Annotated in this window: 20 protein-coding genes; 5 read left to right on the top strand and 15 right to left on the bottom strand. The window is 71.1% G+C overall.

Going from position 1 to position 13,029, the window contains the following annotated elements; translation table 11 throughout:
* The first annotated feature begins 18 nt into the window (after positions 1 to 18).
* Positions 19 to 573 (top strand): class IV adenylate cyclase, encoded by a 555-nt coding sequence (gene cyaB / locus OG289_RS42120; protein WP_327319270.1) that lies wholly within the window; start codon positions 19 to 21, stop codon positions 571 to 573.
* A 59-nt stretch (positions 574 to 632) separates the two neighbouring features.
* On the opposite strand, the gene OG289_RS42115 is transcribed toward cyaB, so the two are convergent.
* Entirely contained in the window at positions 633 to 1,136 is a 504-nt protein-coding gene (locus tag OG289_RS42115; RefSeq protein ID WP_327319269.1) for a hypothetical protein, read from the bottom strand.
* Between the two features lie 140 nt (positions 1,137 to 1,276).
* Here OG289_RS42115 and OG289_RS42110 point away from each other — a divergent pair, with 140 nt between their 5' ends.
* Entirely contained in the window at positions 1,277 to 1,489 is a 213-nt protein-coding gene (locus OG289_RS42110; RefSeq protein WP_327319268.1) for a hypothetical protein, read from the top strand.
* A 56-nt stretch (positions 1,490 to 1,545) separates the two neighbouring features.
* Here the strand turns inward: OG289_RS42110 and OG289_RS42105 are convergent, their stop codons facing one another.
* From OG289_RS42105 to OG289_RS42050, 12 genes are all read right to left on the bottom strand, one after another.
* Positions 1,546 to 1,911 (bottom strand): hypothetical protein, encoded by a 366-nt coding sequence (locus tag OG289_RS42105; RefSeq protein WP_327319267.1) that lies wholly within the window; start codon positions 1,909 to 1,911, stop codon positions 1,546 to 1,548.
* Positions 1,912 to 2,303: 392 nt separating this feature from the next.
* Positions 2,304 to 4,415 (bottom strand): cell division protein FtsK, encoded by a 2,112-nt coding sequence (locus OG289_RS42100; RefSeq protein WP_327319266.1) that lies wholly within the window; start codon positions 4,413 to 4,415, stop codon positions 2,304 to 2,306.
* 88 nt (positions 4,416 to 4,503) lie between these two features.
* Positions 4,504 to 4,689, bottom strand: a complete 186-nt coding sequence (locus OG289_RS42095) for a hypothetical protein (protein ID WP_327319265.1) — start codon at positions 4,687 to 4,689, stop codon at positions 4,504 to 4,506.
* A gap of 2 nt (positions 4,690 to 4,691) precedes the next feature.
* Positions 4,692 to 4,871 carry a hypothetical protein gene (locus OG289_RS42090; protein WP_327319264.1) on the bottom strand — a complete coding sequence of 60 codons (180 nt, stop codon included), beginning with the start codon at positions 4,869 to 4,871 and terminating at the stop codon, positions 4,692 to 4,694.
* Between the two features lie 97 nt (positions 4,872 to 4,968).
* The gene (locus OG289_RS42085; RefSeq protein WP_327319263.1) at positions 4,969 to 5,388 is read right to left on the bottom strand and encodes an HNH endonuclease signature motif containing protein; all 420 of its coding nucleotides are present in this window, start codon (positions 5,386 to 5,388) and stop codon (positions 4,969 to 4,971) included.
* Between the two features lie 5 nt (positions 5,389 to 5,393).
* Positions 5,394 to 5,723 carry a hypothetical protein gene (locus OG289_RS42080; RefSeq protein ID WP_327319262.1) on the bottom strand — a complete coding sequence of 110 codons (330 nt, stop codon included), beginning with the start codon at positions 5,721 to 5,723 and terminating at the stop codon, positions 5,394 to 5,396.
* Positions 5,720 to 5,896: a hypothetical protein gene (locus tag OG289_RS42075; RefSeq protein ID WP_327319261.1), complete on the bottom strand. Its 177-nt coding sequence runs from the start codon at positions 5,894 to 5,896 to the stop codon at positions 5,720 to 5,722. The genes OG289_RS42080 and OG289_RS42075 overlap by 4 nt, the downstream gene beginning before the upstream one ends.
* Positions 5,893 to 7,023, bottom strand: a complete 1,131-nt coding sequence (locus OG289_RS42070; RefSeq protein WP_327319260.1) for a conjugal transfer protein — start codon at positions 7,021 to 7,023, stop codon at positions 5,893 to 5,895. Before OG289_RS42070 ends, OG289_RS42075 begins: the two co-directional genes overlap by 4 nt.
* Positions 7,020 to 7,217: a hypothetical protein gene (locus OG289_RS42065; protein ID WP_327319259.1), complete on the bottom strand. Its 198-nt coding sequence runs from the start codon at positions 7,215 to 7,217 to the stop codon at positions 7,020 to 7,022. The genes OG289_RS42070 and OG289_RS42065 overlap by 4 nt, the downstream gene beginning before the upstream one ends.
* On the bottom strand, positions 7,214 to 7,582 hold the full coding sequence (locus OG289_RS42060) for a DUF6907 domain-containing protein (protein ID WP_327319258.1): 369 nt from the start codon (positions 7,580 to 7,582) through the stop codon (positions 7,214 to 7,216). Before OG289_RS42060 ends, OG289_RS42065 begins: the two co-directional genes overlap by 4 nt.
* Positions 7,579 to 7,893 carry a hypothetical protein gene (locus tag OG289_RS42055; protein ID WP_327319257.1) on the bottom strand — a complete coding sequence of 105 codons (315 nt, stop codon included), beginning with the start codon at positions 7,891 to 7,893 and terminating at the stop codon, positions 7,579 to 7,581. The genes OG289_RS42060 and OG289_RS42055 overlap by 4 nt, the downstream gene beginning before the upstream one ends.
* Positions 7,893 to 8,378 (bottom strand): hypothetical protein, encoded by a 486-nt coding sequence (locus tag OG289_RS42050; protein WP_327319256.1) that lies wholly within the window; start codon positions 8,376 to 8,378, stop codon positions 7,893 to 7,895. Before OG289_RS42050 ends, OG289_RS42055 begins: the two co-directional genes overlap by 1 nt.
* A gap of 210 nt (positions 8,379 to 8,588) precedes the next feature.
* Between OG289_RS42050 and OG289_RS42045 the strand changes: the two genes are divergently transcribed.
* The gene (locus tag OG289_RS42045; protein WP_327319255.1) at positions 8,589 to 8,804 is read left to right on the top strand and encodes a hypothetical protein; all 216 of its coding nucleotides are present in this window, start codon (positions 8,589 to 8,591) and stop codon (positions 8,802 to 8,804) included.
* Between the two features lie 132 nt (positions 8,805 to 8,936).
* Positions 8,937 to 10,013, top strand: coding sequence for an ATP-dependent DNA ligase (locus tag OG289_RS42040; RefSeq protein ID WP_327319254.1), 1,077 nt, complete (start codon positions 8,937 to 8,939; stop codon positions 10,011 to 10,013).
* A 117-nt stretch (positions 10,014 to 10,130) separates the two neighbouring features.
* On the opposite strand, the gene OG289_RS42035 is transcribed toward OG289_RS42040, so the two are convergent.
* Positions 10,131 to 11,321, bottom strand: coding sequence for a zinc-dependent alcohol dehydrogenase (locus tag OG289_RS42035; RefSeq protein ID WP_327319253.1), 1,191 nt, complete (start codon positions 11,319 to 11,321; stop codon positions 10,131 to 10,133).
* Positions 11,322 to 11,547: 226 nt separating this feature from the next.
* Between OG289_RS42035 and OG289_RS42030 the strand changes: the two genes are divergently transcribed.
* The gene (locus OG289_RS42030) at positions 11,548 to 12,546 is read left to right on the top strand and encodes a DUF3048 domain-containing protein (protein WP_327320967.1); all 999 of its coding nucleotides are present in this window, start codon (positions 11,548 to 11,550) and stop codon (positions 12,544 to 12,546) included.
* Here the strand turns inward: OG289_RS42030 and OG289_RS42025 are convergent, their stop codons facing one another.
* Positions 12,547 to 13,011: a MarR family winged helix-turn-helix transcriptional regulator gene (locus OG289_RS42025; protein WP_327319252.1), complete on the bottom strand. Its 465-nt coding sequence runs from the start codon at positions 13,009 to 13,011 to the stop codon at positions 12,547 to 12,549.
* Between the last annotated feature and the right edge of the window lie 18 nt (positions 13,012 to 13,029).

The raw sequence follows: 13,029 nt of genomic DNA, 5'->3' as shown, positions 1-13,029 counted from the left end.
AGATGAGGGGAGACGGCCGTGATCGAGGCCGAGTTGAAGGCCCGGGTGCACGCTCCGGAGGCGGTCATGCGGATGCTCGACGAGCGCGCCGAGGCCCGGGTCGAGGTGTACCAGGACGCCTACTACGACCGGCATGACGGGTCGCTGGAGAAGGCGGACCAGGAGTTGAGAGTGCGGACCGTGCACGGCGCCGATGGGCTGCGGACCGTCCTCACGTTCAAGAGTGCCGCGGTCGACGAGGAGTCCGGGTCGAAGCCGGAGCATGAGACGCGCGTTGAGGACTCGGAGGCTGCGCACGCGATCCTGCGCGGTCTCGGCTACGTGCCCGTGATCGCGTTCGAGAAGCGGTGCCGCAACTACGACTTCACCGCGCGCGGCCGTCAGATGCTCGCCACCCTCGTCCGGGTCCCCGAGTTGGACGGCACGTTCCTGGAGGTCGAGACCCTCGTCGGCGAGGACGACGTGACCGCGGCCCTGGACGACATCCGGGCGGTGCTCGCCGACCTCGGGGTCGGTGCGGAGGACTTGACGCGGGAGACGTACACGGGGGCCGTGGCTGCGCAGCGTCGCTGACCCCGGACATGCGGAAGGCCCCCACGACGTCCGTCACGGGACGCGATGGGGGCCTTCGGCTACTGCTCTCCTGCGGCTTCGGCTGCCAGCTGTGCCGCGAGCGCGTTGAACGCGTTGACGTACTGGTTCGCGGCCCGCAGCGTCGCGTTCTCGGGCGACACGTTGTACGTCTGCGCAGCGCCGTTCCCGAACGTCACGTTGATGACGGCGGCGCCCTTGTTCTTCCGCCCGGTAGCCGCAGCGGAGACCCCCATCGTTGCGACACCGGCGGCGAGGCGCGTGGCCGTCCACCCTTTGTGCGCACCAGCATTCACGAACTCGGCCTGGCCGCCGAGGATCGGGCCGAGAGGAGTCTTTCCGAACTTGGAGGAGGGCCAGGCGCGCATCATCGCTGCGGTGTTCATCGTGGACTCTGCGGGGTGGGCGCGCCGCCACTCCTTCAGGGCTTCCTTCTCGGCCTGGCGGGCGGCTGCGGCCTCTTCACGGAGGCGGCGCTTCTCTGCCCGTTCGACTTCCCTCTGTGCTGCTTTCTCCGGGTCGCGCTTGAACATGGTGTCCCCCATGGACGTCGTGTCTGGGAGGGCATCATGCGCCCCGTTGTGCGACGGAGTGGGGCATGTGGCCGTGTTGTGACCCGGATGGGTGGCAGTGCCGCGGCTCTCGTCCGGTAGCGGGCAGTACTCGTCCGCGCGAGGCTGACGGCATGGCTTCCGTGATGCCCGTGGTCGTGTACCCGCCCGACGAGGACGGCGGCCGGCGCGTGCGTGTCGACGGGGAGATCCTCGGCCGGGCGTACTCGCTGCGGGACCTGGCCGAGTTCCTGCGCCGTGCGGGCATTGAGGACGTCGACGAGGAGTACGTCGCGGCGTCCGGGCTGATCGAGTGGCGCGGCGGTGGCCCGGACGTGTGGGAGTGAGTCTCAGCGCCCTCGAATGCGAGAGGCCGCCGTCCTCGACGTGCGAGGGGGCTGAATCACGGTACGACAGGCGCACCGGGGGGCGGCGTGGTCCAGTCGTCGAAGTAGCCGAGTACCTGACCGCAGGGCGTCCAGCGGTCTCGCGGGATGACGCCGCGGTCGTCAGCGTCGGTGCAGGCGCTGGGCGCGGGCATGCTCGACAGAGCGTCTTCGATATAACCGTCCGGAATGTCGGTGGAGAGGCTCGGCTCGATGGGCTGGGTTTCGGTGACTGTGACGGTCGGCGCTGGAGTCGGCTTGCCGCCGACGCCAATCAGGAAGCTGATACCGCCGAGGAACATGATGGCTGCGCAGCCGGTGATGAACAGCCACTTGATGGCGATGAACAGGCCGGGCTCGGCTGCGGGCTGGCGGTTCGGCATGGCTCATCTTCCCGTTCAACGGACCCCAGCGTCACGGGTCAGACGCCAGGCGTTGTGTACTCGCCGGCCGACGCGCAGCCGAAGCCGCTTGCCGCGGCAGCGCGGGCACGTCCGGGGCTTCCCGAACCGCTCGATCTCACCCGCTCCACGACATCGTCGGCACGGCGCGAACGGCTTCACGGCACACAACACTGCGTAGCCGCCGAGCCAGAGCAGCAGTACGGCCATAGCAAGCCACATGGGGTCTCCTCCCCCTCGAATCCTGGGTGTTTCCCGTTTCCCGGGGCCCCTGCTGCTAGACGCTAGGTAACAGGTCAGAGGCATGTTTCGGTGCTAGCGGGGGTGCTAGGCCTAGCATGGCGGGGTGCTAGGCCTAGTAGCCGTCCGAAGGGTCAGGCGGCGGCCCGATCGGCGTCACGGCGGGTGATGGCGGCGGCCACGTCGGTCCGCTTGATGCCGCGCTTCGTGGTGCCCTTGCCGTCGTCCCCGGCCGCCCACACGTCCGCCGTGGCCACGCCCCAGGGCTTCAGGCTCGGGGCGACGTTCGCAGTGCCCCACTCGCCATACACGTCCGGCCAGGCCTCGGCGAGGCGGGCAGCGATCCGCTCGCACCACAGCTGCTCCTCGTCGGCGCGGAACACCTTCAGCACGTCGCCGAGGACGTCCATGCCGCGCGAGGAGGACGGGCCCTCGCCGATGGCGTGACCGGTGATGTTGCCGTAGTCCTCGCGCAGCTGGCGGGCACGGGCGACGACCAGCTCGGCGGCCGGCCCGTCGACGAACGCGGAGGCCGCGATGACGGGGTCGTCGCCCTCGCCGGACATGAAGCAGATGCCGCGGTCGGAGCGGGAGAACATGGTGGCGCGGACGCCGGCCTTGTAGGCGCCGGTACCGAGGACCATGTCGTTGGCGGTGTGGCTCATGACCTTGAGGCAGAACCTGAGGATGGCGTTCGCGCTGATGCCGGGCGGGAGGCTCTTGGCGTCGGGCCGCTGGGTGGCGAAGATGCCGATGATGCCGAGGGCGGGGCCGCGCTTGGCGATGTCGGTGCAGATGGATTCCAGCTCGGCGCCGTATTTCTCGTGCTCGAACGGGACCTGGCATTCGTCGAAGCCGACGACGATCGGGTGCAGGCCGAGGGCCTTGTCGCTGGCCAGGGCCGGGGTGACCTTCGACTCGGGGCAGCGGGACTTGGGCAGGTTGCGGATCACCTTGGCGCGGCGCCGCAGTTCCTCCTTGAGCTCGCGCATGGCGTGCAGGACGTACAGGAGGTCGTCGTCTTCCTCGCCGGACCGGTAGCGGTGGCAGACGGGTTCGAGGGGGCCGAGGTCGCCGGTGCCCTTGAAGTCGAACGCCAGGATCCGGGAGCGCGGGTCGAGGGCGGCGATGAGCAGCAGCAGCCTGAGCAGGAACGTCTTGCCCATGCGGGGGACGGAGCCGATGACGACGGAGACGAACATCAGGCAGACGACGATGTCCCGCATGCGCTGGTCGTTGCCGAAGACGACGGGCTTGAACAGGTCGACCTCGCCCTCGCGCAGCAGCGGCCACGGCGGCTTCGTCGTTTCGTTCATCGGTTTGTCGCCCACCCACAGGATCAGGCGGCCCTCGTGCTCCTCGGGGTCGCCGGACGGCCAGACGCAGCCGAGCTTGCGCCGTAGGCCGGAGGCGAGTGCCTGGCGCTCCTCCATGACGTCCTCGGGCACAACGCCGTAGGGCAGGTCAAGGTCTGCCCGGTAGCCGGGCCCGTCGCGGGTGATCTCCGAGGTGAAGCGCATTCCGTTCATGTCGCCGCCCTTTTTGACGGCCGCGGAGATCTTGGCGTTGCCGATGGCGTCGAGGGCCCGCAGCACGATGGTGCCGGTGAGCTTCTGCAGCTCGGTGCGCATCACGGCCGGGCCGATGACGGGGGCGTCGGGCTGCTGCCCAAAGTAGCCGAGGGTGAGTACCCCGCCGGCCGCGAACGCCCACAGGAAGGCAGGGGCCATGACATAGAGCCAGAGGGCGAAGCCGGTGCCGAACACCGCGGCGACGACGGTGACCAGGCCGCGCAGGCGGACGCGGTTGCCGCGCAGGCGGGCCAGGCGCATGTACTCCTCGACGTCCTCGGTGCGCACGGCGTAGTCCCGCAGGGGCGCGGCCTCGCGGTCCCACACCCACCGGTTGGTGCCGGTGACGAGGCGGGCGCCCCCGCGCGGGGCCATGAGGGCGAGCTGGACTCCGTACCAGGGGGCCCGGAGCCCGTGGTAGGCGGTGGCGTATCCGGCGTGGCCTGCAGCGCGTTCAACGGTGGCGAGGAGGTCACGGCGGGAGCGCAGCCACGGGGCGACGATCGGGCGCCGCTTCTCGATGGTGACGCCAGGGGCGGGCAACTTGGGGTTGTCGACGGGGACGGGCGCGGCCGGGGCGGTCTCGGGCGGCGGCGCAGCCTCGGGGGCGGGCTTGAGCAGGGGCACCGCTGGGTTGGCGTGCCCGTTGACCTGCTCGGGGATCGTGTCCGTCATTCTGGTCTCTCCGGTCGTTCTGATGGGGCGGTCCGGGGCCCGGGGCGGCCGGTGTTCCTGGCCGGGAGTGCGGCCGCCCCGGGTGGCGCTACTTCTTCTTGCCGCCCGCGATGCGCTTGCGGGCCTGGTCGTAGACGGCCTCGACGCGGCGGTCGACGCGCGGGGTGCTGGTGGCGCCCCGGAGCACCTGCCAGGTGCCGCGGGCGTCCGCGCGCAGGACCGCGCGCTTCTCAGCCCCGGTCAGGTCGTCCCAGGTGACGTCGTTCTTGGCCATGGTCAGTTGCCCTCCGGGGTGAGCCACACGGTTCCGAAGCGCGCGGCATCCTTCTCCTGAGCGACGTGCTGCTTGACCAGGAACTCGGCGGCGTCCTCGCTGGAGGCGGTGACGGAGCCGATGCCGACGCCGGCTTCGCCGTCCCGGGTCTCGAACTCGACGTTCCAGTTGAACTTCTTCACGGGGTGCTCCTCGGGTTGCGGGCCGGACTGTCCGGCCCCACCGCCCCCCGCAGTCGTGACCGTTACGGTCACAACTGACGGAGGACGGAGGCGGCCGTCAGCTCCAGCGATTGCGGCAGGCTCGGCATTCACGCCTGCCTCGCCTGATCCGCGTGTTGGCCTCGTCGTAGGGGTGGCCGTTCGGACAATGGGTCTTCAGCCGGTTCTGGGCTGTGAGCCCGGTCCCGCGCAGGACGTTCTCCTTCAACGTCACCGGCTCCAGGTGGTCCGGTCGGACGCAGTGCCTCGTACGGCAGAGATGGTCGAGGACCAAGCCGCCCGGGATGGGGCCGACCAGCGACTCATAGGCGACACGGTGGGCTCGTTGCGGGCGCCCGTCTGCCTGGTAGATGCCGTAACCCCTGGCCGTAGTGCCAGCAGTCCACTCCCAGCACCCCGTGGGCGCCTGCCGGACCTTGGACCAGAACCGTTCCGGGAGCCGTTGGTCCCGGTAGAGGAGCGCGCTATCAGCGGTCATCGGCTTCACCCCCGGCCCTTGCGCAGGTCGTTGAAGAGGTGGCGCAGGATCAGCAGGCAGACGGTGGCGCAGCACGCGCCGATGGCGATCGCGATGGAGGCCAGGGCGAACGCGATGGAGCACACGCACGCGGTGCCGCCGATGACCAGCCACTTCTTCGTGTCGAACTGCTTGGCCGGCGGGTGCTGGCAGGCGTGCGGCTGCGCGGCCTGCTGCTGGGCGGTGGCGGCCTTGGCGAGCTCGACGGCGGCCAGGGCGAGTTGCACGGCGACGGTGTCCGTCTCGGCGTCCCGGACGGCGGCCTCCGCCTTCGCGAGCGGGTTGGGCTCGGTCATGCCGTCCACCCCCTGATGCGGCGGGTGATGCGCGGCCAGAGCGCGATGCCGGCGGCGGCCGCGAGGACGGCGGGCTGCGAGACGACCGCGGCTACGACGGCCAGGACGACGGCGAGCAGCGCCGGGTAGGCGACGAGGAGGCCGAGGACGGCCCCGAAGACGAGGCGCATCATGCGTATCCGCCCTCCATCGGCTGGGCCGGGGTCTCCGGCTGCGGCTTCTTCGCGGCCCTGGAAAGGGCGGTGCGGATGTACGGCTCGTCGACGACCAGGCGCCGGTTCTGCTCGAGGTGCTCGGCGATCGCGCGGGGTGATGCGTCCTCGCCGAGAGCTGCCGCGGCTTCCTCGACGGCACCCTGCAGATTCACCGCTGGCAGGGCTGTGACCTGCTGATGCGCGGGCGCATCAGGTCGCTCGACGGTGTACTCCGCGGGCTGCTGGCCGAGGACCAGGGCGACCGCCACGGGGTCGACGTGGACGTCGTAGGTGCCGAGGATCGCGGCGAGCTCGGCGGGCGGTGCATCAGGTCGCGCATCGTGGGCGAACCGGATGGCGTCGGCGGGGTCCATGTCGGCGAACCGGGCGCGCAGCACGTCGGTGGCGGACGCGGACCGGACCGGCTCACCGGGACTGACCGACGTCCTGTCGGTCAGTCCGCCGTACATTCCGGCGAGGGCCGCATCAGCCCCGTCCCGTACCCGAACACGCTGGACGTCGACCAGGCCGGCGCCGAGTTCGGTGTCGCCCACACCAACGTGCTTCGCGAGCCGCCAGTACCGGCGCACGGCGAGCTTGCGCCGCCACTCGCCGGGGTGCCCGTCGGCAACGGCACGGTGGAAGGCGAGTTGTCGGGCGGTGTCTGCGTTGCGTCGCATCACCTCGGCGTCCAGGCCGGTGCGGTAGACGACGATGCTGCGGGCGACCAGGCCGAGGCCCTCGGCAGCGCCGGACATGGCGAGCGGGGTGACCGCGTACACGGCGGCCTCGCGGGCGTCGTTGGCGATGGCCACGCCGATGCAGCTGGCAGAGAGCGGGGCCACCCACATGCCGCCCCGGACGATGGAGGGCGACGACATGTTGAGCATGGTCCGCCCCAGCATGATCAGGGCCAGGATCAGGGTGAGGCCTTCGCCTGCGGCGACGACGCCGGCGGCGGTCGCCTGCCGGTGGAATGCGGAGACGGCGTTGGTGTAGGTGCCCCAGGCGCCGATGCCGCCGACGACGAGCATCGCGGTCCCGGCGGCGCTGAGGACGACGGCCTGACCGGTGGAGAGTTCTCTGCGGGGGATGGTGCTGGTCATTCGCCAACTCCAGGTTCGGAGGCGCGCACGACGCGGTGCGCGCACAGGGTGACGGCCTCGCGGTCGCGGCGGTCGTTCGCTTCGAGGAGCGCGGCCAGCAAGGCGGGAACAGGCGGGAGGCGCCGGCCGGACCGGGCGGCCGCGCGGATGGCGGCCACCTCGGTCGGGCGGCGGACGTGGGAGGGGCGGCTCACTCGCTGCTCCCGTCGAGGAGCGGGCCGAGCTGGTCGGCAAGGTCACGCAGCCGGTCGGCGTGCCCGTCGAGAGCCGCGGCCAGGTCGTACAGGCCGGCCGGGTCGAGGGATCCGGTGTAGCCGCCCTGCTCGACGTACAGGCCGACGTCGTGGGTGGCGTTCTCCGAGAACGGGGTCTGCGCGAGCATCACCGTGTAGAGGGCCTGGCCGTGGAAGGTGAGGCGTTCCTCGGTGCCGTAGTGCGTGAGGTCGGCGCGGTAGCTGTCCGGGCGGTGGTCGGCGTGACCGGAACACCATGCCGGGCATGTGAGGGTGACCGGGCCGTGGTCGGAGGTGGGCAGCGTGATGGTGCGGGGCTCGGTCACTGCTGGCCCCCGTCCGTCTCGGGCTCGTACAGGGCGTACGTGACGGGCGTCTCGGCGATACGGGCGCGGACGTCGTCGGCGTCGCTGTCGATCGGGACGTCGGGGTAGTCGACGATCGATCCGAGGATGATCCGCACGTCGGTCGTGCGCTGCTCCAACAGCCGGTGGTAGGCCCGTTCGTCGGCCTGGTCGGTGGAGGGGAGCGGCAGATCGAGTGCTTCGACGACGGCGGCGAGGAGGTCGGTGACGGCCGCGGGCAGGGCGCCCACCGTGGTGGTGGGCGCCTGCTCGGCCGCGGGCTTGCGGCTCATCAGGCAGCCACCCCCGCCAGCGTCTCGGCGTCGACCGGGGCGACCTCGACCTGCTCGACCTTGAGCGACGGGGCACACGGCTTCATCGGGACGGGGCCAAGGTTGTTGGCCTTGAAGATGCGGGTGATCTCGGCGAGGTCCGGGGTCTGCCGGGAGGCCGGGGTGCGGAACACCCTCCACGCGCCGTACAGACCGGCGGGGAGACGGTCGAGGACCTTCTTCGCGGCCCTCTTGCCGCGGTCGGCGCGGCGGGCCTGGTCGGCGGCGCGCTCGTACTCGCGGGCGGCGGCCTCGATGGTCTCGACGGCGGGGATCTCGTCGGGCTCGTACAGGCCGGCCGGGTCGGGGGCCTCGACAACCGCGGGCTCGGCCTGGTCGGCGACGAGGGCGGCGGGGGCGACGACAGAGCGGACGGCGTCGGAGACAGCTCCGAGCAGGCCGCGCACCGTGCGGGCGGCGCGGGGGGTCATGAGAAGGTTGAGCATCGGTTCTCCCGGTTGAGTCGGGTGGTTCCGTAGGCCCCCGCTCGGTGTTGACGCACCGGCGGGGGCTGCTTGCGTTGTCGGCTGGTTGCCCTGCCAACAACTCCACTCTAGGGAACATCGTGTTCCATCGTCAAGCATCTAGAGCACTGGACAATGGCCATGCTCTACGTAACATGAAGTTCCATGACGACCAATGGAACACTGTGTGCCATGGACAAGCGATCACTGGCGCAGATGGCAGAGCGGTTCCGGGATGCCGAGAGGCGGACCGAGATCCTGCGGCAGGAACTGGCTGTGGCGATCAGGCAGGCGTCCGCGGACGAAGTCCCGCAGAAGGACATCTGCGATGCCACCGGCTACACCCGGCAGCAGGTACGCCGCATCGTGCTCGCCGGGGCGGAGGACGCGACGGCCGACGAAGCCTGACCGCAGCAGCCGACGTCTCACACACGTCTCACAGTCCGGCCCTGAAACAGCGGCAAAACCGCAGGAGTGCCGGACTATGGCGGCTGAATCGCATAGCGAGCGGACACCATGGACGACTCGTAGAGTCGGAACATGGATCTGCCGGTGATGCCGCCCGTGAAGCCGATGCTCGCCAAGTCGGTGGCGGCGATTCCGCCGGGCATGCAGTACGAGGCGAAGTGGGACGGCTTCCGGGCGATCGTGTTCCGCGACGGGGACGAGGTCGAGCTGGGCAGCCGTACCGGGAAGCCGCTCACCAGGTATTTTCCCGAGCTGGTGGAGGCGCTGCGGGAGCGGGTGCCGGAGCGCTGCGTGCTGGACGGGGAGATCGTGATCGCGCGGGAGGGCCGCCTCGACTTCGACGCGCTCACGGAGCGCATCCACCCGGCTGACTCCCGGGTGCGCACGCTCGCCGAGCGGACCCCGGCCTCCTTCGTCGCCTTCGACCTCCTCGCGCTCGCCGACAAGTCGCTGCTCGACGTGGTGCTGAGCGACCGGCGTGAGCTGCTGACCAGGGCGCTTGCCGGGGTCACCGCGCCCGTGCACGTGGCGCCGGCGACGACCGACGTCGAGGTGGCGCGGCAGTGGTTCGAGGAGTACGAGGGCGCGGGCCTGGACGGCGTGATCGCCAAGCCGCTCGCCCTGCGCTACCTCCAGGACGTGCGCGCCATGTTCAAGGTCAAGCACGAGCGCACCGCGGACGTCGTCGTCGCCGGATACCGCTTCCACAAGAGCGGGCCGGTGGTGGGCTCGCTGCTGCTGGGCCTGTACGACGACCGGGGCGCACTGCAGCACGTCGGCGTGTCCGCCGCGTTCCCCATGAAGCGCCGGGCGGAACTGGTCGAGGAGCTGGAGCCGCTGCGCCTGGAGGACGCGGCGGGTCATCCGTGGGCGGCCTGGTCGGACGAGGCCGCCCACGAGACGGCTCGGCTGCCCGGGGCGCCGAGCCGGTGGTCGGGCAAGAAGGACCTGTCCTGGGTGCCGCTGCGGCCCGAGCGGGTGGCCGAGGTGGCGTACGACCACATGGAGAACGGGGCGCGGTTCCGGCACACGGCCCGCTTCCGCCGCTGGCGCCCGGACCGCACCCCGGAGAGCTGCACGTACGCGCAGCTGGAGGAGCCGGTGCACTACGACCTCGCGGAGATCCTCGGGGCACCGCCCAGAACCTGACCTCCGGCCTCCACCCCCGGCCTTCACCTCCGGCCTCCACCGCCGGCCTCCACCTCCGGCCTTCACCTCCGGCCTTCACCTCCGGCCTCGGCCTGCCTCCTGCGGCCTCGGCCTGCCTCACGGCGTCATCAGGACCTTCACCGCGCCGTCCTGCTTGCGCTGGAACATCTCGTACGCGTGCGGGGCTTCGGCCAGCGGCAGCCGGTGGGTGGCGAAGTCGTCGACGCCGAGGGGGTCCTCGTCGGTGAGGTAGGGCAGGATGTCGTCACTCCAGCGGCGGACGTTGGCCTGGCCCATACGGATCTGGATCTGCTTGTCGAAGAGGGTGAGCATCGGCATCGGGTCGGCCGTGCCGCCGTAGACGCCGACCAGGGAGAGTGTGCCGCCGCGGCGCACCAGCTCGATGGCGGTGTGGAGGGCCCCGAGCCGGTCGATGCTGAAACGTTCCGCGAAGGGGCCGCTCAGCTTCCGCGGCAGCAGGGCGGAGGCGTTTTGGACCATGCGGGCGGCCGCGCTGCCGTGAGCCTCAGTACCGACCGCGTCGATGACGGCGTCGGGCCCGCGGCCGTCCGTCTCGTCGCGGATCGCGGCGACGAGCTCCTTCTCGCTGTCGAAGCGCCTGAGGTCGTACGTCTCCACGCCGCGCGCACGGGCCCGGCGCAGCCGCTCGCCGACCAGGTCCACGCCGAAGACCCGTCCCGCGCCGCGCACCTGGGCGACCCGGCAGGCCATGTCGCCGATGGGGCCGAGCCCGAGGACGGCGATGCTGCCGCCCTCGGGAATGTCGGCGTAGGCGACCGCCTGCCAGGCGGTGGGCAGGACGTCGGAGAGGTAGACGAAGCGGTCGTCGGGCGGGCCCTCGGGAACCTTGATGGGGCCGTACTGGGCCTGCGGGACGCGCAGGTACTCGGCCTGGGCGCCGGGCACCGCGCCGTACAGGCGGGTGTAGCCGAACAGGGCGGCGCCCATGCCCTCGCCGGTGACCTGGGTGGTCTCGCACTGCGTGGGCAGGGAGTTCAGGCACATCCAGCAGTTGCCGCAGGCGATCTGGAACGGCACCACGACCCGGTCGCCGGCCTTGAGGTCGGGCACCGCGGCGCCGACCTGCTCGACGATGCCCATGGGCTCGTGGCCGAGGATGTCGCCGGGGGTCATGAACGGAGTGAGCACCTCGTAGAGGTGCAGGTCGGATCCGCACAGTCCGGTGGACGTGACGCGAATGACGGCGTCCGTCGGTTCCTGGATCGTCGGGTCGGGCACGGTGTCCACCCGCACGTCCCGCTTCCCCTGCCAGGTCACAGCCTTCATGGTGCCGCGCTCCCTCCGCCGTGTCGGGGCCCAGGGCCGCCGGCGCCCCGGGTCCGCCCCGGGTACCCGGGGCGGACCGCCCCGAACCACGCCCCATGCCGGAGCAGGATCTATCAGCCTGATCACCGCGAAGAAGCAGAAGCGATCCGATAGAGGCGCCTTCGAACTTATAAGCGCACAATCAAGTCATCGGGGTCGCGGGGCGACAGTGGACGGGGTGGCAGCGGTGGACACGGAGACGGCGGGCAGGAAACCGGGGGCGAGACGAAGGGGCGTCGCGACGGCGGCTTTGCTGGCCGCCGCGCTGACGGCCTCCCTGGCAGCGGGTTGCACCACGACAGATCGGCCGGCGGACGACGGACGGAGCACCGGCCGGACACCGACCCGAACCGGACCGAGCCCGACCGGGGTCTCGGCCTCCGTGCTCGCCGTGAAGATCGACAACGCGGAGTCGGCCCGGCCGCAGACCGGCATCGACGCCGCGGACGTCGTGTACGTCGAGCAGGTCGAGGGAGGACTGAGCCGGCTCATGGCCGTGTACGCGACCCAGCTGCCGAAGGCCGTCGGGCCCGTGCGCAGCGCCCGCGAGTCCGATCTGGAGCTGCTGCGCCAGTTCGAGCAGCCGCTACTGGCGTTCTCCGGGGCGCAGGGCAGACTGCTGCCCCTGATCAACAAGGCCCCGTTGAAGGCTGTCACCCCCGAGGACGCGTCGGGTGCCTACTACCGTGGCACGGACAAGCCCGCACCGCACAACCTCTTCCTCCGCCCGAACCGGCTGTTGCCCTCCGCGCCGGGCCCGGCGGCCCTGACGACTGGCTTCCACTACGGCGCCGCGCCCTCCGGCGGCACGGCGCAGACCTCACGCACCGTGCGCTACCCGGCGGCCCGCTTCACCTTCACCTGGTCCGGCAGCCGGGCGCGCTGGCTGGTCTCCATGGACGGCACCGCGACCGTGACGACCGACGGGAAACGGGTCGCCCCGGCGACAGTGGTCGTGCAGTACGTGAAGCTGCGCACGTCGGCCTTCCGCGACTTCCTCGGCAACAACACGCCGTACACCGAGACGGTCGGGTCGGGCAAGGCGCAGGTGCTGCGCGACGGCAAGGCCTACGACGTGAACTGGAAGCGCCCGACGGCCGCGGACGGCACACGGTTCACGACCGAGGACGGCAAGCAGGTCGCCTTCGCCCGGGGCCAGGTGTGGATCGTGTTCGCGAAGGCGTGATCAGCCCTGGGCCACGAGAGGTTCGGCGGGATTGCGCAGCCCCTCCGCCGCGTCCGAGACGCGCCCGATCAGGTCGAAGAACAGGGTCTGCTCCTCGGCGGAGAGCGGCGCCAGGAAGACCTGGTTCATCCGGGCCGTGCGCACCGTCAGCTTGCGGTGGGTACGCACGCCGTTCTCGGTGAGCCGCAGCAGGAAGCGGCGGCCGTCCTGCGGATCGCGGACCTTGTCCAGCAGCTCCCGCCGGCAGAGCCGGCTGATCACCTCGGCGACGGTGGAGCGGTCGAGCCCGACCCGCTCCCCCACCGTGCGCTGGTCGAGACCCGGCTCGGCGACGAGCGCGTTGAGGACCGCGAACTGCGGCGAGGTGATCTCCTCGGAGACCATCGTGTTCCACAACAGGTAGTGCGCCTGTTGCAGCCGCCGGGCCAGGTGCCCGGGGTGGCTGGTGAGGTCCACCGCGGCCATGTGCGCTCCTCAGTGTGG

This window comes from Streptomyces sp. NBC_01235, assembly GCF_035989285.1.
In the GTDB taxonomy this organism is placed as follows: Bacteria; Actinomycetota; Actinomycetes; order Streptomycetales; family Streptomycetaceae; genus Streptomyces.
The sequence above is the reverse complement of the archived record's forward strand: the minus strand, read 5'-3'. Positions and strand labels throughout refer to the sequence as shown.

Excerpts from the sequence above, each read along its gene's own strand:
- OG289_RS42115 (WP_327319269.1), bottom strand. The coding sequence starts at position 1,136 with ATGGGGGACACCATGTTCAAGCGCGACCCGGAGAAAGCAGCACAGAGG.
- OG289_RS42110 (WP_327319268.1), top strand. The coding sequence starts at position 1,277 with ATGGCTTCCGTGATGCCCGTGGTCGTGTACCCGCCCGACGAGGACGGC.
- OG289_RS42105 (WP_327319267.1), bottom strand. The coding sequence starts at position 1,911 with ATGCCGAACCGCCAGCCCGCAGCCGAGCCCGGCCTGTTCATCGCCATC.
- OG289_RS42100 (WP_327319266.1), bottom strand. The coding sequence starts at position 4,415 with ATGACGGACACGATCCCCGAGCAGGTCAACGGGCACGCCAACCCAGCG.
- OG289_RS42095 (WP_327319265.1), bottom strand. The coding sequence starts at position 4,689 with ATGGCCAAGAACGACGTCACCTGGGACGACCTGACCGGGGCTGAGAAG.
- OG289_RS42085 (WP_327319263.1), bottom strand. The coding sequence starts at position 5,388 with ATGACCGCTGATAGCGCGCTCCTCTACCGGGACCAACGGCTCCCGGAA.
- OG289_RS42080 (WP_327319262.1), bottom strand. The coding sequence starts at position 5,723 with ATGACCGAGCCCAACCCGCTCGCGAAGGCGGAGGCCGCCGTCCGGGAC.
- OG289_RS42075 (WP_327319261.1), bottom strand. The coding sequence starts at position 5,896 with ATGATGCGCCTCGTCTTCGGGGCCGTCCTCGGCCTCCTCGTCGCCTAC.
- OG289_RS42070 (WP_327319260.1), bottom strand. The coding sequence starts at position 7,023 with ATGACCAGCACCATCCCCCGCAGAGAACTCTCCACCGGTCAGGCCGTC.
- OG289_RS42055 (WP_327319257.1), bottom strand. The coding sequence starts at position 7,893 with ATGAGCCGCAAGCCCGCGGCCGAGCAGGCGCCCACCACCACGGTGGGC.
- OG289_RS42050 (WP_327319256.1), bottom strand. The coding sequence starts at position 8,378 with ATGCTCAACCTTCTCATGACCCCCCGCGCCGCCCGCACGGTGCGCGGC.
- OG289_RS42045 (WP_327319255.1), top strand. The coding sequence starts at position 8,589 with ATGGACAAGCGATCACTGGCGCAGATGGCAGAGCGGTTCCGGGATGCC.
- OG289_RS42040 (WP_327319254.1), top strand. The coding sequence starts at position 8,937 with ATGGATCTGCCGGTGATGCCGCCCGTGAAGCCGATGCTCGCCAAGTCG.
- OG289_RS42035 (WP_327319253.1), bottom strand. The coding sequence starts at position 11,321 with ATGAAGGCTGTGACCTGGCAGGGGAAGCGGGACGTGCGGGTGGACACC.
- OG289_RS42025 (WP_327319252.1), bottom strand. The coding sequence starts at position 13,011 with ATGGCCGCGGTGGACCTCACCAGCCACCCCGGGCACCTGGCCCGGCGG.